The sequence below is a fragment of the Mesorhizobium sp. P2_B11 genome (assembly GCF_056404855.1).
This window is the reverse complement of record NZ_JBFUDF010000006.1, coordinates 166,899-187,254: the sequence shown is the minus strand read 5'-3', so window position 1 is coordinate 187,254 and position 20,356 is coordinate 166,899. Positions and strand designations below refer to the sequence as shown.

The 20,356-nt window shown below is 62.2% G+C and carries 23 protein-coding genes; 16 read left to right on the top strand and 7 right to left on the bottom strand.

All coding sequences use genetic code 11. The features are described from left to right. Nucleotides 1–32: 32 nt before the first annotated feature. The 3 genes from AC1DYJ_RS20300 to AC1DYJ_RS20290 all read left to right on the top strand — a co-directional run bounded on the left by AC1DYJ_RS20300 (nucleotide 33) and on the right by AC1DYJ_RS20290 (nucleotide 2,003). On the top strand, nucleotides 33–470 hold the full coding sequence (locus tag AC1DYJ_RS20300) for a DUF1489 family protein (protein ID WP_477284293.1): 438 nt from the start codon (nucleotides 33–35) through the stop codon (nucleotides 468–470). Nucleotides 471–573: 103 nt separating this feature from the next. After that, nucleotides 574–1,305 carry a vWA domain-containing protein gene (locus tag AC1DYJ_RS20295; protein WP_477284291.1) on the top strand — a complete coding sequence of 244 codons (732 nt, stop codon included), beginning with the start codon at nucleotides 574–576 and terminating at the stop codon, nucleotides 1,303–1,305. Further along, nucleotides 1,305–2,003: a DnaJ domain-containing protein gene (locus tag AC1DYJ_RS20290; protein ID WP_477284289.1), complete on the top strand. Its 699-nt coding sequence runs from the start codon at nucleotides 1,305–1,307 to the stop codon at nucleotides 2,001–2,003. Before AC1DYJ_RS20295 ends, AC1DYJ_RS20290 begins: the two co-directional genes overlap by 1 nt. Nucleotides 2,004–2,050: 47 nt before the next feature. Here AC1DYJ_RS20290 and AC1DYJ_RS20285 read toward each other — a convergent pair whose 3' ends face one another. Beyond that, nucleotides 2,051–3,430, bottom strand: a complete 1,380-nt coding sequence (locus tag AC1DYJ_RS20285) for an SPOR domain-containing protein (RefSeq protein WP_477284287.1) — start codon at nucleotides 3,428–3,430, stop codon at nucleotides 2,051–2,053. 340 nt (nucleotides 3,431–3,770) lie between these two features. On the opposite strand from AC1DYJ_RS20285, the gene AC1DYJ_RS20280 reads away from it, so the two are divergent. The 4 genes from AC1DYJ_RS20280 (at nucleotide 3,771) to AC1DYJ_RS20265 (ending at nucleotide 7,883) form a co-directional block, all read left to right on the top strand. Then, nucleotides 3,771–4,100 carry a phasin family protein gene (locus AC1DYJ_RS20280; protein WP_112561625.1) on the top strand — a complete coding sequence of 110 codons (330 nt, stop codon included), beginning with the start codon at nucleotides 3,771–3,773 and terminating at the stop codon, nucleotides 4,098–4,100. A gap of 276 nt (nucleotides 4,101–4,376) precedes the next feature. Then, the gene (gene clpS / locus AC1DYJ_RS20275) at nucleotides 4,377–4,703 is read left to right on the top strand and encodes an ATP-dependent Clp protease adapter ClpS (protein WP_023671012.1); all 327 of its coding nucleotides are present in this window, start codon (nucleotides 4,377–4,379) and stop codon (nucleotides 4,701–4,703) included. Nucleotides 4,704–4,709: 6 nt separating this feature from the next. Next, nucleotides 4,710–7,193: an ATP-dependent Clp protease ATP-binding subunit ClpA gene (clpA, locus tag AC1DYJ_RS20270; RefSeq protein ID WP_112561626.1), complete on the top strand. Its 2,484-nt coding sequence runs from the start codon at nucleotides 4,710–4,712 to the stop codon at nucleotides 7,191–7,193. Between the two features lie 63 nt (nucleotides 7,194–7,256). After that, nucleotides 7,257–7,883, top strand: coding sequence for a chloramphenicol phosphotransferase CPT family protein (locus AC1DYJ_RS20265; RefSeq protein WP_477284285.1), 627 nt, complete (start codon nucleotides 7,257–7,259; stop codon nucleotides 7,881–7,883). Nucleotides 7,884–7,918: 35 nt separating this feature from the next. Here the strand turns inward: AC1DYJ_RS20265 and AC1DYJ_RS20260 are convergent, their stop codons facing one another. From AC1DYJ_RS20260 to AC1DYJ_RS20240, 5 genes are all read right to left on the bottom strand, one after another. Then, nucleotides 7,919–8,947, bottom strand: coding sequence for a phosphatase PAP2 family protein (locus tag AC1DYJ_RS20260; RefSeq protein WP_477284283.1), 1,029 nt, complete (start codon nucleotides 8,945–8,947; stop codon nucleotides 7,919–7,921). Nucleotides 8,948–9,132: 185 nt separating this feature from the next. Then, nucleotides 9,133–9,561, bottom strand: a complete 429-nt coding sequence (locus AC1DYJ_RS20255) for an HIT family protein (protein WP_477284281.1) — start codon at nucleotides 9,559–9,561, stop codon at nucleotides 9,133–9,135. 129 nt (nucleotides 9,562–9,690) lie between these two features. Beyond that, nucleotides 9,691–10,905, bottom strand: a complete 1,215-nt coding sequence (locus AC1DYJ_RS20250; protein WP_477284280.1) for a GNAT family N-acetyltransferase — start codon at nucleotides 10,903–10,905, stop codon at nucleotides 9,691–9,693. Between the two features lie 55 nt (nucleotides 10,906–10,960). Continuing rightward, nucleotides 10,961–11,689, bottom strand: coding sequence for a glycerophosphodiester phosphodiesterase (locus AC1DYJ_RS20245; RefSeq protein ID WP_477284278.1), 729 nt, complete (start codon nucleotides 11,687–11,689; stop codon nucleotides 10,961–10,963). Between the two features lie 14 nt (nucleotides 11,690–11,703). Next, a complete protein-coding gene (locus tag AC1DYJ_RS20240; protein WP_477284276.1) occupies nucleotides 11,704–12,168 on the bottom strand; it encodes a RidA family protein in 465 nt (154 codons plus the stop codon). 139 nt (nucleotides 12,169–12,307) lie between these two features. Between AC1DYJ_RS20240 and AC1DYJ_RS20235 the strand changes: the two genes are divergently transcribed. From AC1DYJ_RS20235 to tsf, 5 genes are all read left to right on the top strand, one after another. Further along, a complete protein-coding gene (locus AC1DYJ_RS20235) occupies nucleotides 12,308–13,138 on the top strand; it encodes a cell envelope integrity EipB family protein (RefSeq protein WP_477284274.1) in 831 nt (276 codons plus the stop codon). Nucleotides 13,139–13,169: 31 nt separating this feature from the next. Beyond that, nucleotides 13,170–13,448 (top strand): DUF4031 domain-containing protein, encoded by a 279-nt coding sequence (locus AC1DYJ_RS20230; RefSeq protein ID WP_454575006.1) that lies wholly within the window; start codon nucleotides 13,170–13,172, stop codon nucleotides 13,446–13,448. Beyond that, nucleotides 13,445–14,056: a LysE family translocator gene (locus AC1DYJ_RS20225; RefSeq protein WP_477284272.1), complete on the top strand. Its 612-nt coding sequence runs from the start codon at nucleotides 13,445–13,447 to the stop codon at nucleotides 14,054–14,056. The genes AC1DYJ_RS20230 and AC1DYJ_RS20225 overlap by 4 nt, the downstream gene beginning before the upstream one ends. Before the next feature lie 176 nt (nucleotides 14,057–14,232). Further along, nucleotides 14,233–15,015, top strand: coding sequence for a 30S ribosomal protein S2 (gene rpsB / locus AC1DYJ_RS20220; protein WP_142865747.1), 783 nt, complete (start codon nucleotides 14,233–14,235; stop codon nucleotides 15,013–15,015). 109 nt (nucleotides 15,016–15,124) lie between these two features. Next, on the top strand, nucleotides 15,125–16,045 hold the full coding sequence (tsf, locus tag AC1DYJ_RS20215) for a translation elongation factor Ts (RefSeq protein ID WP_477284270.1): 921 nt from the start codon (nucleotides 15,125–15,127) through the stop codon (nucleotides 16,043–16,045). 37 nt (nucleotides 16,046–16,082) lie between these two features. Here tsf and AC1DYJ_RS20210 read toward each other — a convergent pair whose 3' ends face one another. After that, nucleotides 16,083–17,009: a LysR family transcriptional regulator gene (locus tag AC1DYJ_RS20210; protein ID WP_477284268.1), complete on the bottom strand. Its 927-nt coding sequence runs from the start codon at nucleotides 17,007–17,009 to the stop codon at nucleotides 16,083–16,085. 115 nt (nucleotides 17,010–17,124) lie between these two features. On the opposite strand from AC1DYJ_RS20210, the gene AC1DYJ_RS20205 reads away from it, so the two are divergent. The 4 genes from AC1DYJ_RS20205 to frr all read left to right on the top strand — a co-directional run bounded on the left by AC1DYJ_RS20205 (nucleotide 17,125) and on the right by frr (nucleotide 20,327). Then, complete coding sequence (locus tag AC1DYJ_RS20205) at nucleotides 17,125–17,652, top strand: nuclear transport factor 2 family protein (protein WP_477284266.1); 528 nt, start codon at nucleotides 17,125–17,127, stop codon at nucleotides 17,650–17,652. Nucleotides 17,653–17,688: 36 nt separating this feature from the next. Beyond that, complete coding sequence (locus tag AC1DYJ_RS20200; RefSeq protein WP_477284264.1) at nucleotides 17,689–18,798, top strand: aldo/keto reductase; 1,110 nt, start codon at nucleotides 17,689–17,691, stop codon at nucleotides 18,796–18,798. Nucleotides 18,799–18,951: 153 nt separating this feature from the next. After that, nucleotides 18,952–19,674, top strand: a complete 723-nt coding sequence (gene pyrH, locus AC1DYJ_RS20195; RefSeq protein WP_023671026.1) for a UMP kinase — start codon at nucleotides 18,952–18,954, stop codon at nucleotides 19,672–19,674. A gap of 98 nt (nucleotides 19,675–19,772) precedes the next feature. Further along, complete coding sequence (frr, locus tag AC1DYJ_RS20190; RefSeq protein WP_023671027.1) at nucleotides 19,773–20,327, top strand: ribosome recycling factor; 555 nt, start codon at nucleotides 19,773–19,775, stop codon at nucleotides 20,325–20,327. The last annotated feature ends 29 nt before the right edge of the window (nucleotides 20,328–20,356 follow it).

The window sequence follows — 20,356 nt, the reverse complement described above, 5'->3', positions numbered from 1 at the left end:
ACGCAATCGCGCGCCGGACTAAACCTTAAGCGATGGCACTCAATCTCCTAAAACTCTGCGTCGGTTGCGACAGCGTCGAGGATCTCGAAGAGTGGATCGCCTTTAGGGTCGACGAGCGCCGCCGCGCCGGCGAGCCGGCCGAACACTGGCACACCACCCGCATGGTGCCGACGCGCGGCGCCGAGGTTACCGATGGCGGTTCGCTCTATTGGGTGATCAAGGGCAGCGTCCAGTGCCGCCAGCTGATCACTGATATCCGGCCCTTCACCGATGACGAAGGCATTGGGCGCTGCCGTCTGATGCTCGACCTCGAAGTGGTGCGCACCGACTGGCAGCCGCGCCGTGCCTTCCAGAGCTGGCGCTACCTGAAACCATCGGATGCCCCGGCCGATATCGGCAAGGGCAAGGCCGGAATGGTCGAGATGCCGCCGAAACTGAAGCGTGAGCTCGCCGATCTCGGTCTGCTCTGACGTCAGGAATACATCACCGCCGCTCCGGGCAGCGATCGCTGGCCCTTCATGTTGTTCAAGGCTGGACTTGCAAGCCGCGCGGCAACGCCACATCTTGCCTCTCATGAGCGACAAGAAGCAGCCAGTGCCCGCAAGGGTCGATCCTGCGCCGGTCAAGCCTCTATCCAATGCCGGCGAGATCGACGCCTTTATCCGCCAGGCGCGGTCGCTTGCCGCGCCCGCGACCGGCTCTGGTCGGCTGATCCTCGCGCTCGACGCGACGATGAGCCGCCAGCCGACCTGGGATCTCGCCACCAAACTGCAAGGCGAAATGTTCGACGCCGTCGGCAAGACCGGAACCCTCAGCGTCCAGCTGGTCTATTTTCGCGGGTTGGGCGAATGCCGGTCATCGGCCTTCGTTGCCGACACCAACGCCCTGAAGCAATTGATGACCCGGATCGACTGCCGCGCCGGCCATACCCAGATCGGCAAGGTGCTGGCGCATGCGCTGAAGGAAACGGCGACGGCCAGGGTCAATGCGCTGGTCTATATCGGCGACGCCATGGAAGAGGATATCGACGACCTGGCGCAGAAAGCCGGCAGCCTCGGCCTGCACGGCGTTCCCGTCTTCGTCTTCCAGGAGGGTCATGATTCCGGCGCAGAAAAGGCGTTCAAGGAGATCGCGCGGCTGTCCAAAGGGGCTTGGTTCCGGTTCGACCGGCGGGCTGCCGCGACCCTGGCCGGACTGCTTTCAGCCGTCGCCGTCTATGCGACCGGTGGATTGAAGGCGCTTGAGGCAAGGGACCGGCCGGGAGACCGGCTGCTGATCGAGCATCTCAGGGGCGGCAGGACTTGATGGGCGCTATCATTGCAATTGTTGCACTGTTTCTGGTGCTGCTTGGCGCGGCGACGATCTTCGTCCGCGCCGACCCGCAAAAACTGGCAAGCGGCATGCGCACGCTCGGCCCGGTACTTCTGGCGCTGTTTGGCCTCGCGGTGCTGGTGGTCGGGCGCGAGGGCATTGCCGGCCTGATCCTGGCCGCGGCCCTTGCCTGGTATGGTTCGGTGCGGATGAAGCGGCCCCCGGTCGGGCTGGCGCCCGGCAAGCGCTCGACGGTGCGCACCGCCGCACTGGAGATGGAACTGGATCATGATACAGGCGGACTTGAAGGCCTGGTTCTGGCCGGCCGCCATGAAGGCAAGATGTTGGGCGCGATGGGCCTGGCCGAACTGCAGCAGCTTTACCGCGAGCTCCCCGGCGATCCGGAGAGCCGTCAACTCCTAGAGACGTATCTTGACGGCCGTTTTCCCGTCTGGCGCAAAGACGCTGAGGCGAACGGTGGCGAAGGGCTGGGTGTTACGCCAGGTGCGGGCGCCATGACTAAGGAGGAGGCCTACAAGGTCCTTGGTCTTGAAGCGGGGGCCGCCGCGGCGGATGTCCGCAAGGCGCACCGCCGCCTGATGCAGCGCCTGCACCCCGACATCGGCGGCACGTCTTTCCTGGCGGCGCGGATCAACGAAGCCAAGGACGTCTTGCTCTCCAATCACAACTAGTCTCCTTCGACGCAGTAAATTTCCGGGAGATGGTCCTCGACGCCGTCCTACTGTTGGACGGCGTAGCAGGTAATTTTCTTCTTCTTCAAAGCGTTACAGGCATTCCAGGCGGCATCCTTGGAACCGAAACCGCCGAACCGGGCGCGGTAGTAGGTCTCGCCATCCTTGTCGAAAGCGACCGTGAAACCGGACGCGGATGCAAGGATCTTCGGCGCCTGCTTGGCGGTCTTGTCGAGGAAAGCCTGCGCTTCGGACTGCTTGGGCGACGACGCCACCTGCACTGCCCAACCTGATGGCACCGAGGCCGTGTTGACCGGGTCGACCGCCGGAGGCGATGCCGGCGTGGGCTCCGCGTAGGCCGCAACCATTTGGGCCGTTTCGACCTTGGGCGCCGTCACGATCACGGTCTTGACCTTCCTGGTCTTGACGACGGGTGCGGGCTCTTCAGCCGCGGCTACTGTCTGTTCATCGGCAGGCTGCGCGCCAGCAGATGTCGGATCGTCATTGGACGCCACGGCATCGTCTTCGACCATCGGCTTGTCGTCCGGCGTCGGCGCGTCATGCTTGGGCAGGAAAACCTTGGCCAGCGCCTTGATCGGATTGTCGCCGCCGGCCTTGGCGACCAGGGCGCCGCCGCCGCGGGTCGATGCACGCGGCATGTAGGCGTTGATCAGCCCGGCCATCTGGTTGTCGCGGCTGCGGCCCGAAGTGCCGCCCATGACCACGGCGACGAGGCGGCGGTTGCCGTCGGAAACCGACGAGACGAGGTTGAAGCCGGAGGCGCGGGTGTAGCCGGTCTTGATGCCGTCGACGCCCTTGATGCGGCCGAGCAGCCGGTTGTGGCCGTTGATGCGCTGGCGTCCATAGAGAAAGGAGCGCTGCGAGAAATAGCCGTAATACTGGGGATAATGTTCCCTGAGCGCGATGCCGAGCATCGCCATGTCGTGGGCGGTGGTGAACTGGCCGGGATCGGGCAGGCCGTTGGCATTGCGAAACACGGTTCCGTCCATGCCGAGCTGCCGCGCCTTGGCCGTCATCATGCGGGCGAAATTGCTCTCGCTGCCGCCGAGCAGTTCGCCGAGCGCGGTCGCCGAATCATTGGCCGACTTGGTAACCATCGACAGGATGGCGGTCTCGACCGAAACCGCTCCGCCGGCCTTGACGCCGAGCTTGGTCGGGGGCTCGGCCGCTGCTTTTGCCGAAAACGGCACAGGCGTGTTCTTGCTGATCCTGCCCTTCGCCAGGGCCTCGAAGGTCAGATAGAGCGTCATCATCTTGGTCAGAGACGCGGGGTAGCGCCGGCCGTTGGCATCGGACGAATAAAGCACCTTGCCGGTCTTGGCATCGACGACGATCGCCGACGACCTGGCGGCCATCGACGATGCAACATCCGCAACGACGAATGTCATCGCTAAAGCGAGGATCATGATCGTTTTGAGGGAAGATGCGGATTTTAAACCGAAGACCGACAACGCCTGACGCACTGATAGTTCCTTTGAAACTCATTGCCCTGGAGGCGGCAAAGGGATCCGACCTCACTTCCAGTCAAACTATCGCAGCCTGCGTTACCAATCCGTTTATGGTAACCGGCGCGTTCACCATTTTCCTCGGGCTTGAAGCTCTCTTTATTTGAATTTTAGCCATTGCCGGCGCAGCCGCGGTCCTACAACCGGTCAAATGTTGACTTTTTGTGCAGCGCACAATATGTTAACGTGCATTGCACAAAAGCGCTCAGGCAAGGGCGCCTCAACTCAAGGGAAGCGTGAAATGACCCAGACTTATGAGGACTTCTCGAAATACGGCAAAGAGTTTGCCGACACCGGATTGAAGAGCTTCGCTTCGCTCTCCAAGGGCGCTCAGGCGATCGCCACCGAAGCTGGCGAATACACCAAGAAGAGCTTCGAAGCCGGCAGCGCCGCGGTCGAAAAGCTGATCTCCGCCAAGTCGCTGGAAAAGGCGATCGAGATCCAGTCCGACTTCGCCAAGCAGAGCTATGAGAGCTTCGTTGCCGAGGCGACCAAGTTCGGCGATCTCTATGCCGAGCTAGCCAAGGAGGCTTACAAGCCCTTCGAATCGATTGTCGCCAAGGCGAAGTAATTTCGCCTGAAAATACCAGGCACGGCCTTTCGGGCTTGCAAAACAGACCCGGTCGCGGATGCGCGGCCGGGTTTTTTCATGCCGTTTTCAATTCCGGGGCTTTAGTGGTTCACGATTTTGAAAATCACCCCGGTTTGCCCACCTAGCCATATTGTCAGCTAACAAGAAGGGCTTAAAATCGTCCATCGAACACCTACATGTCGAACTCGCATGGGGATTCGAAAGAGGCAGGATTACGTGACTTCAGGTTTGACTGCCACGACAAGCGTGGTGCGGATGCAAAGTGACGGCGACGGCAATGAGGCCGGTCGCGGCACGGCCGTCATTACGCGCACGAAAACCAAGACCAAGAAGCCTAGCCTTTATCGGGTCCTTATCCTCAACGACGACTATACGCCCATGGAGTTCGTGGTTCACGTCCTGGAGCGTTTTTTTCAAAAGGACCGCGAAGCCGCCACACGCATCATGCTTCATGTTCACAATCATGGAGTGGGCGAGTGCGGGGTCTATACATTCGAGGTGGCCGAGACCAAAGTGTCCCAGGTCATGGATTTCGCCCGACAGAATCAGCATCCGCTGCAATGCGTGATGGAGAAGAAGTGAGGTAACATGCCGGCTTTCTCCCAAGGCCTGGAAAAGGCGCTTCACCAGGCGCTGACGCTCGCCAATGAGCGGCACCATGAATATGCAACCCTTGAACATCTGCTGCTCGCGCTCATCGACGACACCGAGGCGGCCGCCGTCATGCGCGCCTGCAACGTCGATCTCGACGAACTGAAGCACACCGTTCTCACCTATATCGACACCGAGCTCGACAACCTCGTCACCGGTTACGATGAGGATTCCAAGCCGACCGCCGGCTTCCAGCGCGTCATCCAGCGCGCCGTGATCCATGTGCAGTCATCCGGCCGCGAGGAAGTGTCCGGCGCCAACGTGCTCGTCGCCATCTTTGCCGAGCGCGAGAGCCATGCCGCCTATTTCCTGCAGGAACAGCAGATGACCCGCTACGACGCGGTCAACTACATCTCGCACGGCATCGCCAAGCGCCCGGGCGCATCGGAGACGCGCTCGCCGCGCGGCGCCGATGACGAACAGGGCGGCCAGAACGGCGCCGAGCCGCAGGAGGAAGGCGGCAAGAAGAAGCAGCAGCAGGATGCGCTGACGGCTTATTGCGTCAACCTCAACAACAAGGCCAAGGCCGGCAAGATCGATCCGCTGATCGGTCGCGAGAGCGAGATCAACCGCACCATCCAGGTGCTGTGCCGCCGCTCCAAGAACAACCCGCTCTATGTCGGCGATCCCGGCGTCGGCAAGACGGCGATTGCCGAAGGCTTGGCCAAGCGCATTGTCGAAGGCGACGTGCCGGAAGTGCTGCAGGACGCCACCATCTTCGCGCTCGACATGGGCACGCTTTTGGCCGGCACCCGTTATCGCGGCGATTTCGAAGAGCGGCTGAAGCAGGTCGTCAAGGAACTCGAGGACTATCCGGGCGCCGTGCTGTTCATCGACGAGATCCACACCGTCATCGGTGCCGGCGCCACCTCGGGCGGCGCCATGGATGCGTCGAACCTGTTGAAGCCGGCTTTGTCTTCGGGCGCCATCCGCTGCATCGGCTCGACCACCTACAAGGAGTTCCGCCAGTTCTTCGAGAAGGACCGCGCTCTGGTGCGGCGCTTCCAGAAGATCGACGTCAACGAGCCGACCATCGAGGACGCCATCGAGATCATGAAGGGCCTCAAGCCCTATTATGAGGAATTCCACAAGGTGAAGTTCACCAACGAGGCGATCAAGGCCTCGGTGGAGCTGTCGGCGCGCTACATCAACGACCGCAAGCTGCCGGACAAGGCGATCGACGTGATCGACGAGACCGGCGCCTCGCAGATGCTGGTGCCGGAAGCCAAGCGCAAGAAGACGATCGGCATCAAGGAGATCGAAGCCACGATCGCCACCATGGCCCGCATCCCGCCGAAGACGGTTTCGGCCGACGACGAGAAGGTGCTGCAGGGCCTCGATATCGAACTGAAGCGCGTCGTCTACGGCCAGGACACCGCGATCACGGCGCTAACCTCGGCGATCAAGCTGGCGCGTGCCGGCCTGCGCGAACCCGAAAAGCCGATCGGCTCCTACCTGTTCTCGGGTCCGACCGGCGTCGGCAAGACCGAAGTCGCCAAGCAGTTGGCGGCGTCGCTCGGCGTCGAACTGATCCGCTTCGACATGTCGGAATATATGGAACGCCACACCGTTTCGCGGCTGATCGGCGCGCCTCCCGGCTATGTCGGCTTCGACCAGGGCGGCCTGTTGACCGACGGCGTCGACCAGCATCCGCACTGCGTGCTTTTGCTGGACGAGGTGGAGAAGGCGCATCCGGACCTGTTCAACATCCTGTTGCAGGTCATGGATCACGGCAAGCTGACCGACCATAACGGCAAGCAGATCGACTTCCGCAATGTCATCCTGATCATGACCACCAATGCGGGCGCATCCGATGCGCAGCGCGCGGCGATCGGTTTCGGGTCGACCAAGCGCGAAGGCGACGATGTCGAGGCGATCAACCGGCTGTTCACGCCGGAGTTCCGCAACCGTCTCGATGCGATCATCCCGTTCGGCTCGCTGCCGGTGCCGGTCATCCATCAGGTGGTGCAGAAGTTCGTCATGCAGCTCGAGGCCCAGCTTTCCGAGCGTGGCGTCACCTTCGACCTGTCGCCGGACGCGATCGCCTGGCTGGCCGACAAGGGCTATGACGAGCGCATGGGTGCGCGGCCGCTCGGCCGGGTCATCCAGGAGCACATCAAGAAGCCGTTGGCCGATGAGGTGCTGTTCGGCAAGCTCAAGAAGGGCGGCACGGTGCGCGTCACCGTCGAGAAGAAGGAAACCGGCGAGACCGGCCTGAAGCTCGAATCGCTGGCCGACGAAGCTCCGGTGCAGCCGAAGCAGGAGCCGGAAGAGGCGCCGAAAGCCCGCAAGGCGGTGGCCAAGAAGCCCGTCGCCAAGAAGGCGGTGGCGCAAAAGCCCAAGGGCAAGGACGAGCCTGAGCCCAAGGGCAAGGATGGTGGCAAGCGCAGCCTGGTGCCGCAATTACCACGCAAGGGCTGACAGGCTCGGAAAACAAAGAAAAGCCCCGGCAACGGGGCTTTTCTCGTTGGAGGAGAATGCCGCGTGGAAATCGGGCAAATCATCGTTCTCAACGGTGCACCGCGCTCGGGAAAGTCGAGCATTGTCCAAGTGATCCAGCAGACGTTTGACGGCGTCTGGATGAACCTCGGCGTCGATACATTTATGCAGATCACACCGGCCGGATTGCGTCCGGGCATAGGCTTGCGTCCCGGTGGGGAGCGTCCCGACCTCGAAATCCACGTGCCCCGGTTCTATGCCGGGCTCTATGAATCCATTGCCGCCCACAGTCGGTCAGGACTGAATGTCGTCGCCGATGTCGGCCACCACGACGCCTATTCCAAGCCGCTCGGCATTCTGGCTGATTGCGCAAGGAGGCTTGCCGGCCTGCCGACACTTTTCGTCGGGGTTCGCTGCCCGATTGAGGTGATCCTCGACCGCCGCGCACAGAGCCCGCTTGACCAGGGTTATTTGATCGGTTCGAACGAAGATCCGGTCCCGCGCGCCGTGCGTCTGTGGCAGGACGAGGTGCACCGACCTGGCATCTATGATCTGGAGGTGGATACGTCGCTGCTGACCTCGCAACATTGCGCACAGGCGATCAGGAATCGGCTCGACCGCGGCCCAGTGCCAGCCGCATTTCAAAACCTGGCGCAATCGCAAGTCATGTGACGACGTGCCAGAGGCGGAGTGCAGCTGCCTTCAGGTCAGGCGGCGACGCCTTCGGGTGCGAAGCGGGCCAGGAAATGACCGCACGCCTTCCAGATGGCGATCGAGATCAGCGCGCTCGCATAGCCATCCACGGCGTAGTGCCAGCCAAGGACAACCGAACCGACCATGATGATTGCGGCGAATGCCCACATCAGCAGGCCGGCCGGCCGCGAGCGGCGCGCTGCATAAAGCGCGAAAAGCACCGCCATCGCCACATGCATGGACGGGAAGGCGGATATGCCGATACTGCCTGGGGTCGCGCCGATATAGCCGCTCCAAAGCATGTCCTGCGTGCTCAGCGCCCAGATCGGATAGATGCGATCGGCGTCAGCGAGCGCCTGCATCAGAGGATGGTAGTCGCTGCCCAGCCCCAGTCGTTCGTAAAAGCACGGTCCTGCCGAAGACAGGCCCATCGCAAGGAAGAAACCCGCCAGTATCCATACCAGCATGAAGCTCATCAGGAACTGGTGGCGCAGCTGCGTGTCCTTGCGCGTGATGCAAGCGATGAAGACCGAGGCGATAAGGACGACGAACCAGGAATTGTAAGCCAGGTTGAACGCTCTTACGGCGAGCGGCGACTGGACGATAAACCATAGCCATTCATGGGGAGCTCGACCGAAATGCAGCGCCCGGTCGGCATGAGCCAATGCGTGGTCCCATGCGAATGGCGAAAGGATCGCGATCGCGCCCTTCAACACACCGAAAGCGGATATGAGCGCAATGCTGGCAGCCAGGCCATTCAGGCTGTTGGCATTGCGTTCGGCGTCGCCGAAGAAGCCACCCATCGATCTCAGAAAAGTGCCGAGCGGTTCGCGATCCCGCTTGATGAGCGCAAGGTGAAAAAAACTGCCAAGTGCGAAGGCACAGCCGCCGATCCAGAAAGCGAACAGAAGGTAGAGGGCGTAGTCTTCCAGCACGCTGAAATCCGGCATGTTTCCGGTACGCAGGCCGACCGCGGCCGCCAGGAGCAAGGCAACGACGGCCATCACGTGCAGCAGCCGGTGTCGCCGGTATGCGTCCGCCATGCTGCTCAGAAAGACCCGCCCGGCAACTGCTTTTGCCAACGGTTCTGATGTCGCCACCGAATTTGCCACGATTTTTGAAAACCCAAACGCGCCACGGTACAGCACGTTACCATGGCGTGGTTTGATACTTTCCTAACCGACGTGGTGGAATTTGCCTCAGCGCAACGCCTTGAGGCACTTCAGCTTCAAGCGTTCAGTACTGCCCGGATCTTGGCCGCGTTTTCAGCCAGAACTTCGGGCTTCTCCATTTGTCCCGTATGTGGCTTCAAGGCGACGCCCTCGAAGCGCGGGATGACATGGACATGCAGGTGATAGACAGTCTGGCCGGAGGCCGGTTCGTTGAACTGCAGGATGGTGACGCCATCGGCGCCGAAAGCTTTTTTGACCGCCAGCGCGACCTTCTGGACCGTGGTGAACAGCGGACCGAGCGTTGCCGGATCGGCATCGAGCAGGTTGCGCGACGGCGCCTTCGGCACCACCAGCGTGTGCCCCGGCCCTTGCGGCATCACATCCATGAAGGCAACCACCGCGTCATCCTCATAGACGCCGTGCGAGGGGATTTCGCCGCGCAGGATCTTTGCGAAGATATTGCTGGGGTCGTAAGCCTCGGTCATGGCGCACTCCGGGAATATGCTCCCGGTTTAGCGAAGGCGCCCCAGGCCGGCAAGACGGTCAGGCGAGATCGACCATTCCCCCGTCAACCAGAGCCCGGTGGAAACGCCTTTTGCTCAGCGACTCGCACGCTATTCCTCGAGGTCCTTGCGGAACGGCGTGTGCTCTTCCAGAATTTCGCCCATCCGCTCGACCTCGCGGCGCTCACGCCGGAGATAATCGGCCACCGCGTTGCGCAGGCCGGGATGCGAAATGTAATGCGCCGAATGCATGGTCACCGGACGGTAGCCGCGCGCCAGCTTGTGCTCGCCTTGCGCGCCGGCCTCGACCACCTTCAGCTTGCGCTCGATGGCGAAGTCGATGGCCTGGTGGTAGCAGACCTCGAAATGCAAGAAGGGGTGGTCCTCGATGCAGCCCCAGTTGCGCCCGTAGAGCGCATCGGAGCCGATGAAGTTGATGGCGCCGGCGATGTATCGGCCGTTGCGTTTGGCCATCACCAAAAGGATGTCGTCGGCCATGCGCTCGCCGATCAGCGAGAAGAACTTGCGGTTGAGGTAGGGCCGGCCCCATTTGCGGCTGCCGGTGTCCATGTAGAAGGCAAAGAAATCGTCCCAGGCTTTTTCGGTCAGGTCCTTGCCGGTCAGCCGGTCGATCGAGATATCGTTGGCGAGCGCCTCGCGGCGCTCCTTCTTCATCGCCTTGCGCTTGCGTGATGCCAGCGTGGCGAGGAAATCGTCATAGGTCGAAAAGCCTTCGTTGAAGAAGTGGAACTGCTGGTCGGTGCGGTGCAGGAAGCCGGCTGCTTCGAGCGTTGCAACGTCGCTTTGCTGCGTGAAGGTGACATGCGCTGAGGACACACCGAGCTTCTCCGTCACTGCCTTCAGTCCCTCCGCGAGACCAGCTTTGACAGTGGCGCTGTCCTCGCCCTTGCTGACCAGCAGGCGAGGGCCGGTGACCGGGGAGAACGGCACGGCGCACTGCAATTTTGGATAGTAGTGGCCACCGGCGCGCTCGAACGCATCCGACCAGCCATGGTCGAAGACATACTCGCCCTGGCTGTGCGATTTGAGATAGCAAGGCACCGCGCCCAGCAACCTGCCTTGCGCATTTTCCAGCCGCAGGTGATGGCCCTGCCAGCCGGTGCGCCGCACGGCGCAGCCGGAATCCTCTAGTGCGCTCAGAAAAGCGTATGAAACGAGAGGGTTATATCCATTTTCTATACTGCCGCGCGTGGTGCCGGCGAAGCCGTTCCACTCATCGCAGGTGAAGGCATTGATACCGGCGGCGATGCGGATGGAAAACTCCGCATTCGCCGTTTGTCCATCGCCTTCGTCACCCTGATCCATGAGACTTATTTAAGCTCTGTCCGGGCCGCTACAAGTCACGTTTGAGGCACTTGGCTCAAGCTACTTTGACCAGATCGGGTTCGAACCCTTCGAAGGTCATCTGGTCGGCGTATTTGAAGGTGAGATCGACTGCCGGCTGGTCATGCACCGTCCAGGTGATGACAGGCATTTTCAGCTTTTCGCGCACGAAGCTGACGAACGGGTTCGGCAGATCGCCGGCGGCATAGGAGGTGAAGGCGAGGTCGTGCGCCAGCATGGCGAAATGCGCCTCGATCAGCTGGTTATCCCTTCCATAGGCCGTGAGCCCGCCCGGAATGCCAGGCGCATCCCTGGGGAAGTCGCGGACCAGCCAATGGTCGAACGACATGATCGCGGCCTTGCCCTTGTAGCGCTTGAGCATCTTGCCGACGCTGGCCACCAGGCCTTCGTCATAACCGGGCACGCCCTTCAGTTCGACAACCATCGGCACGCGGCCGTCGACCAGGTCGAGCGCTTCCTGCAGCGTCGGCACATGGTCCTTGGTGCCGCCGACCTTGAGAGCCGCCAGTTCCGCCGCCGTGCGTTGCCAGATGAAGCCGTCCTGGCCGGTCAGCCGCTTGAGGTCGCCGTCATGCATGATGACGGGCACGCGGTCGGAGGACAAATGCACGTCGCATTCGATCGCATAGCCGCGCTCGGCGGCAGCGGCAAAGGCCGACAGCGTGTTCTCCCAGCGCGTCTTGTTCATGTCGTGAAGGCCGCGATGCGCCACGGGGCGGGCGGTCAGCCAGGAAAGGTCGGTCATAGCTCAGTCCCTGCTCATGCGACTTCGAAGATGGCTTCGATTTCCACTGCGGCATTAAGCGGCAGCGAGGCGGTGCCGACGGCAGAGCGGGCATGTTTGCCGCGCTCGCCAAGGACGGCGACCAGGAAATCGGAGGCCCCGTTGGCGACCAGATGCTGCTCGACGAAATCCGGTGCAGAGGCGACGAAAACGGTGATCTTGACCAGGCGCTGGATCTTTTCGAGATCGCCAAGTGCCGCCTTGGCCTGCGCCAAGATGTTGATTGCGCAGTATTTTGCGCCTTCTTTACCGGCTGCCGTGTCGACGTCGCGGCCGAGCAGGCCGCTTGCCTGCAGCTTGCCGTCCTTGAGCGGCAACTGACCGGCGGTGAACAGGAGATTGCCGGACCTGCAATAGGGGACATAGTTCGCAGCGGGTGCTGCGGCGGCCGGTAGCGTCACGCCGAGATCGCTTAGCCGCTTTTCGATTGTTTCACTCATCGTATTTCCCTATTGCTTGGAGACGCCGCGCTGGCCGGGGCCGAAATTGCTATTTTTGCCTCGCTTCCGCCACGACTTTTTTTAAGCTGGACCATCTTTCCCTGCGGCCTGCCATCAGCCGCGACGATCGGAGCCCCCTATGCGCGCAACGCGCTTTGCCTTCCACGCCGTTCTTGTCCCAGCGCTGTTCTCGATGGCTCCCGCCTTTGCGGTGCCTGCGCTGCAGGCCCATCGCGCCGTGTACGATCTTACTCTCAGCAAGGCGTCGGACCGCTCGGGAATCACCGGCATTTCCGGCCGCATGGTCTATGAGTTCAATGGCTCGCCCTGCGAGGGCTATACGGTCAAATTCCGTTTCGTCACCCAGATCGTCACCGGCGACAACACCAGGCTGACCGACCAGCAGACGACCACGTTCGAGGATGCCGAGGGCAAGACCTTCTCGTTCGTGACCAAATCCTTCGTCGACCAGAATCTCGACAAGGAGGTCAAGGGCACCGCCACGAAAGAGACCAAGGGCCTCAAGGTCGACATCGACAAGCCCGAGAAGAACAGCCTCGAACTTGCCGCCACCCAGTTCCCGACCCAGCATCTGGTCGAACTGATCGGCAAGGCCGAGAAGGGCGAGAATTTCTACGAAACCAGCCTGTTCGACGGCTCGGAAGACGCCAACAAGGTGATGACCACCACCGTCATCGTCGGCAAGAAGACCGAGGGCGACAAGGCCGATCCCGAAGCGCCGGCGCTGGCCAAGCTTGCTGGTGACAAATACTGGCCGGTCGACATTGCCTATTTCGACGCGACCGACAAATCGGGCGAAGAGGTGCCGGAATACCGCATCAGCTTCAAGCTGCACGAGAACGGCATCACCCGCGATCTCACCATGGACTATGGCGAGTTCTCGATGACCGGCAAGCTGGTCAACCTGTCGCTGTTCTCGCAGACCAAGCCTTGCCCGGTCTCGAAATAGCAACAGTGCGGAGCTGGCCACGGCAGGCTTGATGGCGGTTTATGTCGATGCGGCGATCTGGAAGTGGGCCGGCCATCGCTGGTGCCATTTGATGGCCGACGATACCGACGAACTGCATCGTTTCGCCGCCGAGCTTGGCGTCAAGCGTTCGTCCTACCAGGGCCCGCCCAAGACATCGGCGCCGCATTATGACATAACCGGCTTCGAGCGCGACCGCGCGGTGCGGCTCGGCGCCATCGAATGCAGCCGCGAGGAGATCGTCGCGATCTTCCGGCGCGTGCGGGTGCCCAATGGAAAGGGTCGGTCATGACGCTGACGGCATTTTTGGCTTATTGCGCTGCGGTCTCGCTTGCCGCCGCGACGCCGGGGCCGGCGATGTTCACGGTGATCACCAACGGCGTGTCGCGTGGCTTCCTGCGAGCCTTCGTCGCCGGAATTGGCGTTGCCGCCGGTGACGCCGTGCTGGTCACCCTGGCGCTGCTCGGGCTCGTGGCGCTGGCCCAGACTTTCGAATGGGTGTTTCTCCTGCTGAAATATGCCGGTGCGGCTTACCTGATCTTTCTCGGCGTCAAGATGTGGCGGGCCGCCGCTGCGCAATCGACCGCGCAGGGTATGCCTCAAGCCAGATTGTCGCGGTCATTCCTGCTTGGCGCGTCCGTAGCGCTCGGCAACCCGAAGGCGATTCTGTTCCATGCCTCGATCATGCCGCTGATCCTCAACCTCGACACCATGACATTTGCCGATGGCCTGCTGGTGGTGGCTGTCGTTGTCAGCGTCAACATCCTCACCATGGGCACCTACGCCGCGCTGGCGGGCAGGGCATCCGGCTGGTTCAGGACGCCCAAACGCATGCGGCTGATGAACCGGTTTGCCGGCAGCGCCATGATCGGCACCGGAGCGCTGATTGCCGCACGCTGAGCGGTAAAGCGGCATATGGGTTGCGTTCTCGGCACTTCCCCTCTATATGCCCGCTCATTCCACACACGGACTTTGGTGTCTGCCCGGGAGAAATCCGGCTGAAACCTCCGGTGGCGTTCGAGGACAAAGTCCAAAAATGCCTGTGTCCGTGGAGGCTAACCGGAAAGGAACTTTGAATGGCACTGCCTGATTTCAGCATGCGCCAGCTTTTGGAAGCTGGCATTCACTTCGGCCACCAGACCCACCGCTGGAACCCGAAGATGGCGCCCTACATCTACGGCGCCCGCAACAACATCCACATCATCGACCTCTCGCAGACGGTGCCTTTGCTGCACCAGGCGCTGAAGCAGGTTTCCGACACCGTCGCCAAGGGCGGCCGCGTGCTGTTCGTCGGCACCAAGCGCCAGGCGTCGGACATCGTCGCTGACGCGGCGCAGCGTTCGGCCCAGTACTACGTCAACTCGCGTTGGCTCGGCGGCATGCTGACCAACTGGAAGACGATCTCGAATTCGATCCAGCGCCTGCGCAAGCTCGACGAGATGCTGGCCGGCGAAGCTCAGGGCCTGACCAAGAAGGAACGCCTGAACCTCGACCGCGAGCGCGAGAAGCTCGACAAGGCGCTCGGCGGCATCAAGGACATGGGCTCGACGCCCGACCTGATGTTCGTCATCGATACCAACAAGGAAGCGATCGCCATCCTCGAGGCCAAGCGCCTCGGCATCCCGGTCGTCGCCATCATCGATTCGAACTGCGATCCGGACAAGATCGACTTCCCGATCCCCGGTAATGACGACGCGGCCCGCGCCATCCAGCTCTATTGCGACCTGATCGCCAAGGCTGCCATCGACGGCATCGCTCGCCAGCAGGGCGCGCTCGGCGTCGACATCGGCGCCTCGGTCGAAGCTCCGGTCGAACCGGCGCTGGATCCGACCCCGGCGGCCGAGACCCCGGAAGCCTGATAGTCGAAGGCCGGTCCCGGCCTTCATCTTTCTAATATTTTGGCACGCTAAACGGACGCATCACCGAGTACCGGTGGTGCGTCGGTGCATTTAAAACAAAGAGGCGACAATGAGCATTTCGGCTGCACAGGTCAAAGAACTCCGCGACTTGACGGGCGCGGGCATGATGGACTGCAAGGCGGCGTTGACCGAGACCAACGGCAACATGGAAGAGGCCGTCGACTGGCTGCGCAAGAAGGGCATCTCCAAGGCCGACAAGAAGGCCGGCCGTACTGCCGCCGAAGGCCTGATCGGCGTTGATTCCGGCGTCCGCGAGGCCGCGATCGTCGAGGTCAATTCGGAGACCGACTTCGTTGCCCGCAACGAGCAGTTCCAGGAGCTGGTCCGCAACATCGCCAAGGTCGCACTTGCCTACGGCACTACGGAGGCTGTTGCCGCCGCAAAGTATCCGGGTTCTGACAAGTCGGTCACCGAGACGATCAAGGACGCTGTCGGCACCATTGGCGAGAACCTGAGCTTCCGCCGGTCGGCCAAGCTCGTCGTTCCGCACGGCGCGGTTGCGACCTATGTCCACAACGCGGTTGCCGATGGTCTCGGCAAGCTCGGCGTGCTGGTTGCGATCGAAACCACGGGCAATGAGCATGCCGCAAACGCTTTTGGCCGCCAGGTCGCCATGCATGTCGCCGCCACCAACCCGCTGGCGCTGACGGCCGAGCAGATCGATCCGGCAGCGGTCGAGCGCGAGAGGGCGATCTTCGCCGACCAGGCACGCCAGTCAGGCAAGCCGGAAGCGATCATCGAGAAGATGGTCGAAGGCCGCCTGCGCAAGTTCTACGAGGAAGTCGTGCTCCTGAAGCAGGCCTTCGTGCTCAATCCCGACATTACTGTCGAGCAGGCGCTGAAGGATGCTGAGAAGGAAATCGGCGCTCCGGCCAAAATCTCCGCCTATCTGCGCTTTGCGCTGGGCGAAGGCATCGAAAAGGAAGAGACCGATTTCGCGGCGGAAGTCGCGGCTGCGGTGAAGAAGTAATCCTTAAGAAATAGCCCCTGAAAAGGGGCTTCTCAGCTCAGGCAACTCGGTCGGGTGTCCCTAGGGGTGCCCGGCCGATTTCTTGTGCGGTGTCGATGAAGGCCCTGAGCTTCGGCGCCATTGAAGCCCGGCGCGGGAAGTAAAGGAAGAGGCCTGGCTCTTCGATCGCCGTCTGTGGCAGAATCTGCACCAGGCGGCCGGCGGCAAGATCCGCGCGCACCAGCGGCTCGAACACATAGGTCAGCCCGACGCCGGCAAGCGCAAGGTCGATCGCGGCCAGCGAATCCGTAACGATGACCGTGCCCTTCGTCTCGACCACGACATCCTTGCCGTCCTCGGTCAGATCCCAGCGATAGAGCGCACCGGAGCGGACAAGCCGGTAGCCGACGCAATTGTGATTGGCGAGATCGGCCACGCTGCGCGGGCGGCCATGTCGGCCGACATAGGCGGGAGAGGCGACGATGACGGCCTTGAACGGTGGCGTCAGCCGGACCGTTACCATGTCCTGCGCGATCATCTCGCCCAGCCGGATGCCGGCGTCGAAACCTTCGCCGACAATGTCGATGAGCCCTTGGTCGGTGAGCAACTCAACTGTCACATCCGGATAGCGCTCCGCCATCGCTGCGACCACGGGGGTGACTGCAAGTGGAACAGCGATGTTGGGAACGTTGAGCCTGAGCAGACCCGAGGGCCGGCCCTTGATGGCGCGGATGCGATCCATCCGCTCGGCAATGTCCTGAAGGGCAGGAGCCGCCGTCTCCACCAGAGCCTTGCCGGCTTCCGTCAATGAGACGCTGCGCGTCGTGCGCGCAAACAACGGCTGCCCAATGCGCTCTTCGACAAGACGCACCGCATGGCTGACCGCGGAGGGGCTCATGCCGAGTTCGGCCGCGGCAAGCGCAAAGCCGCCGCGCCGCGCAACGGCAATGATGACAGGCAGATGGCTAAGCAGATCCCGATCCATTCATGCATAATATCGCATAGTCTTTGCAAATAATGCAATCTTACCGATGCCGGCATGACGGGCCACATTGTCGGCACCACATCGGCAGCGGGCAGATGGACAAAGGAGAAGAGACATGAACGCCTTGAAGCACGTTACCTTCGCAGCAGGCCTTGCCTTGGCGCCGACCGACGCCGGCGGCGCCGAGCCGTCCGGCTGGCGTGCGCTTGCCGACGAACGCGCCGTCATCCGCATCGCCGACGCCATTGACCGCGCTGTCGATGCGCAGGACTGGAAGCTTGCACGTTCCTATTTCGCCGAGCGTGTCACCGTCGATTTCAGCAGCCTGTCGGGACAGCCGGCAGCCACCATTGCCTCCGACGATCTGATCGGCACTTGGGCCGGCAATCTCAGGGGCAGCAAGACCAGCCTGCATCTGCGCACCAACCACCAGGTGGTTCTTGAGACGGATGCGGCCACCGTCTCCTCCAATGGCTATGCCTGGAACCGGATGGAAGGCAATGGCGACCCGCTGTGGGAAGTCTGGGGCACCTACGAGCACCATCTGGTCCGCTCCGGTGAAGGCTGGAAGGTCGACGGCTTCATTTTCCGCGCCACGCATGAGCGCGGCAATCTCTGGGTCAAGACCACGCCGGGCCAGTGAGCCGGCATCATTCAGATCAGCATTGGAAGAAGCACCATGACCATGACCTATTACACGCTCGGCAATAGCGGCCTCAGAGTGAGCCGGCTGGCTCTCGGGACCATGACCTTCGGTACCGAATGGGGCTGGGGCGCGGACAGGCAAACCGCTCGCGCCATGCTCGACGCCTATGTCGAGGCCGGCGGCAATTTCTTCGACACCGCCGACCTCTACACCGGCGGCACCGCCGAAACCTGGCTCGGCGAATTTATCGCCGAACGCGGCTTGCGCGACAGAGCGGTGATCGCCACCAAATTCACCTTCAACGCCGAACCCGGCAATCCCAACGCCGGCGGCAACGGCCGCAAGAACATCCTGCGAGCCGTCGATGCCTCGCTGAAGCGATTGGGGACCGACTATATCGACCTCTACCTCCTGCATGTCTGGGACCGGCTGACGCCGCCAGAGGAGGTTATGCGCACCATGGATGATCTTGTGCGTGCCGGTAAAATTCGCCATGTCGGCCTGTCCGACGTGCCGGCCTGGTATGCGGCCCGCGCGCAAACGATCGCCGAATGGCGCGGCTATGAACCGGTCTCGGCCCTGCAGCTCGAATATTCGCTGGCCGAGCGCTCGATCGAAAATGAGTTCGTGCCTTTCGGCACCCGCCATGGCGCCGGCATCATGGTGTGGAGCCCGCTGGCCAGCGGCCTGCTCAGCGGCAAGTACCGGCCGACGCAGAATGGCAATGCCGGCCGGCTCGACGGCTTTCGCAACACCACTCATCCGGGGTTCCAGAAATTCACCGAGCGCAACTGGGCGATCGTGGCGGAACTCGAAAAGGTCGCCGCCGAACTCGGGCGCAGCATGGCTCAGGTCGCGCTCAACTGGGTGGCAACGCAACCGGGAATCGCCACCGTGATCCTTGGCGCCACCAAGCTGGCGCAGTTGCAGGACAATCTGGCGGCGCTGGATTTCACGATTCCCGCCGAGCTTCGCGCGCGGCTGGACACGGTCAGCAAGACGCCGCCACCGTTCCCGTACTCCTATTTCGGCTCCGAGATACAGGCCCGGGTTACCGGCGGCGCCGTGACCGGCGACAAGCCGCCTTCCTATGCCCCGCCGTTGCTGGTCGAAGGCGACGCCGTCAGCATCACCAGCAACTGACAGGCCGCGACGCAGCACGCGAATTGGGCGAGGGGCGCCGCGTGACATCGCGGCGCCCTTCGTGTATCGGAACTCGGCATCGCGCCAGCGGCGGCGCCCGCGCGAGGGTGGCCGGCTTGAGGCACGCCACACGCAATAAATGACGAGGTCCAGATGACGGCAAAGCCCCTCTATCGACGTGTCTTGCTGAAAGCGTCGGGCGAAGCATTGATGGGCGAACAACATTTCGGCATTGACGTCTCGGTTGTCGACCGCATCGCCGCCGACATCGCCGAAGCCCGCGCGCTCGGCATCGAGGTCGGCGTCGTCATTGGCGGCGGCAATATCTTTCGCGGCGTGGCGGTGGCGTCCAAGGGCGGCGACCGCGTCACCGGCGACCACATGGGCATGCTGGCCACCGTCATCAACTCGCTGGCGCTGCGCACCTCGCTGAACAAGATCGGCGTCGACGCCGTCGTGCTGTCGGCGATCGCCATGCCGGAACTGTGCGAGAGTTTTTCCCAGCGCCAGGCCACCGCCTATATGAACCAGGGCAAGGTCGTCATTTTCGCCGGCGGCACCGGCAATCCGTTCTTCACCACCGATTCGGCCGCGGCCTTGCGCGCCGCCGAGATCGGCGCCGATGCCCTGTTCAAGGGCACCCAGGTCGATGGCGTCTATTCGGCCGATCCCAAGAAGGATCCGAATGCGACCCGCTTTGAGCGCATCAGCCATGCTGAAGTCATCAACAAGGGGCTTTCGATCATGGATACCGCCGCAATTGCACTTGCGCGCGAAAACAACATCCCGATAATCGTCTATTCGATCCACGAAAAAGGTGGTTTCGGCGATATTCTGAGGGGCGGCGGCCGGTGCACGATCGTCGCCGACGAATAATCCGGAGTATACTCTCCGGAAAGGGGATCGGTTTTTCGAAAGCGGGCCATTCGGGCCCTAAGCAGTGAACCCGGGTCAAACGGGTCGAGGAGACTAAGATGAGTGGTGAGTTCGACGACCTCAAGCGGCGCATGGATGGCGCAATCGCAGCCTTCAAGCACGACCTGGCTTCGCTGCGCACCGGCCGTGCCTCCAGCAATCTGCTCGACGCGATCCAGGTCCAGGCCTATGGCACCACCATGCCCATCAACCAGGTGGCGAACGTGTCGGTGCCGGAGCCGCGCATGATTTCGGTTTCGGTCTGGGACAAGTCGATGGTCGGCGCTGTCGACCGTGCCATCCGAGAATCCAATCTCGGCTTCAATCCGATCGTCGACGGCACCAATCTGAGGATTCCGCTGCCTGAGCTCAACGAGCAGCGCCGCAAGGAACTGGTCAAGATTTCGCACGGCTATGCCGAGAACGCCCGCGTTGCGGTGCGCCATGTCCGCCGCGACGGCATGGACTTCTTGAAGAAAGCGGAAAAGGACGGCGATATCAGCGAGGACGATCAGCGCAAGCGCTCCGATCAGGTCCAGAAGCTGACCGACGAGACCATCAGCACCATCGATCACCTGCTTTCCGATAAGGAAGCTGAAATCATGCAGGTTTAGGGTCGGCCCACACCGGCCCGAAAGCGAGA

What these genes read in the sequence shown, in the direction of transcription:
- AC1DYJ_RS20210 (WP_477284268.1), bottom strand. Translation starts at nt 17,009, where the DNA reads ATGGATCGGGATCTGCTTAGCCATCTGCCTGTCATCATTGCCGTTGCG.
- AC1DYJ_RS20280 (WP_112561625.1), top strand. Translation starts at nt 3,771, where the DNA reads ATGACCCAGACTTATGAGGACTTCTCGAAATACGGCAAAGAGTTTGCC.
- AC1DYJ_RS20230 (WP_454575006.1), top strand. Translation starts at nt 13,170, where the DNA reads ATGGCGGTTTATGTCGATGCGGCGATCTGGAAGTGGGCCGGCCATCGC.
- AC1DYJ_RS20245 (WP_477284278.1), bottom strand. Translation starts at nt 11,689, where the DNA reads ATGACCGACCTTTCCTGGCTGACCGCCCGCCCCGTGGCGCATCGCGGC.
- tsf (WP_477284270.1), top strand. Translation starts at nt 15,125, where the DNA reads ATGAGCATTTCGGCTGCACAGGTCAAAGAACTCCGCGACTTGACGGGC.
- AC1DYJ_RS20240 (WP_477284276.1), bottom strand. Translation starts at nt 12,168, where the DNA reads ATGAGTGAAACAATCGAAAAGCGGCTAAGCGATCTCGGCGTGACGCTA.
- clpA (WP_112561626.1), top strand. Translation starts at nt 4,710, where the DNA reads ATGCCGGCTTTCTCCCAAGGCCTGGAAAAGGCGCTTCACCAGGCGCTG.
- AC1DYJ_RS20225 (WP_477284272.1), top strand. Translation starts at nt 13,445, where the DNA reads ATGACGCTGACGGCATTTTTGGCTTATTGCGCTGCGGTCTCGCTTGCC.
- AC1DYJ_RS20255 (WP_477284281.1), bottom strand. Translation starts at nt 9,561, where the DNA reads ATGACCGAGGCTTACGACCCCAGCAATATCTTCGCAAAGATCCTGCGC.
- AC1DYJ_RS20205 (WP_477284266.1), top strand. Translation starts at nt 17,125, where the DNA reads ATGAACGCCTTGAAGCACGTTACCTTCGCAGCAGGCCTTGCCTTGGCG.
- frr (WP_023671027.1), top strand. Translation starts at nt 19,773, where the DNA reads ATGAGTGGTGAGTTCGACGACCTCAAGCGGCGCATGGATGGCGCAATC.
- AC1DYJ_RS20260 (WP_477284283.1), bottom strand. Translation starts at nt 8,947, where the DNA reads ATGGCGGACGCATACCGGCGACACCGGCTGCTGCACGTGATGGCCGTC.
- AC1DYJ_RS20290 (WP_477284289.1), top strand. Translation starts at nt 1,305, where the DNA reads ATGGGCGCTATCATTGCAATTGTTGCACTGTTTCTGGTGCTGCTTGGC.
- AC1DYJ_RS20285 (WP_477284287.1), bottom strand. Translation starts at nt 3,430, where the DNA reads ATGATCCTCGCTTTAGCGATGACATTCGTCGTTGCGGATGTTGCATCG.
- clpS (WP_023671012.1), top strand. Translation starts at nt 4,377, where the DNA reads ATGCAAAGTGACGGCGACGGCAATGAGGCCGGTCGCGGCACGGCCGTC.
- rpsB (WP_142865747.1), top strand. Translation starts at nt 14,233, where the DNA reads ATGGCACTGCCTGATTTCAGCATGCGCCAGCTTTTGGAAGCTGGCATT.
- AC1DYJ_RS20235 (WP_477284274.1), top strand. Translation starts at nt 12,308, where the DNA reads ATGCGCGCAACGCGCTTTGCCTTCCACGCCGTTCTTGTCCCAGCGCTG.
- pyrH (WP_023671026.1), top strand. Translation starts at nt 18,952, where the DNA reads ATGACGGCAAAGCCCCTCTATCGACGTGTCTTGCTGAAAGCGTCGGGC.
- AC1DYJ_RS20300 (WP_477284293.1), top strand. Translation starts at nt 33, where the DNA reads ATGGCACTCAATCTCCTAAAACTCTGCGTCGGTTGCGACAGCGTCGAG.
- AC1DYJ_RS20250 (WP_477284280.1), bottom strand. Translation starts at nt 10,905, where the DNA reads ATGGATCAGGGTGACGAAGGCGATGGACAAACGGCGAATGCGGAGTTT.
- AC1DYJ_RS20200 (WP_477284264.1), top strand. Translation starts at nt 17,689, where the DNA reads ATGACCATGACCTATTACACGCTCGGCAATAGCGGCCTCAGAGTGAGC.
- AC1DYJ_RS20295 (WP_477284291.1), top strand. Translation starts at nt 574, where the DNA reads ATGAGCGACAAGAAGCAGCCAGTGCCCGCAAGGGTCGATCCTGCGCCG.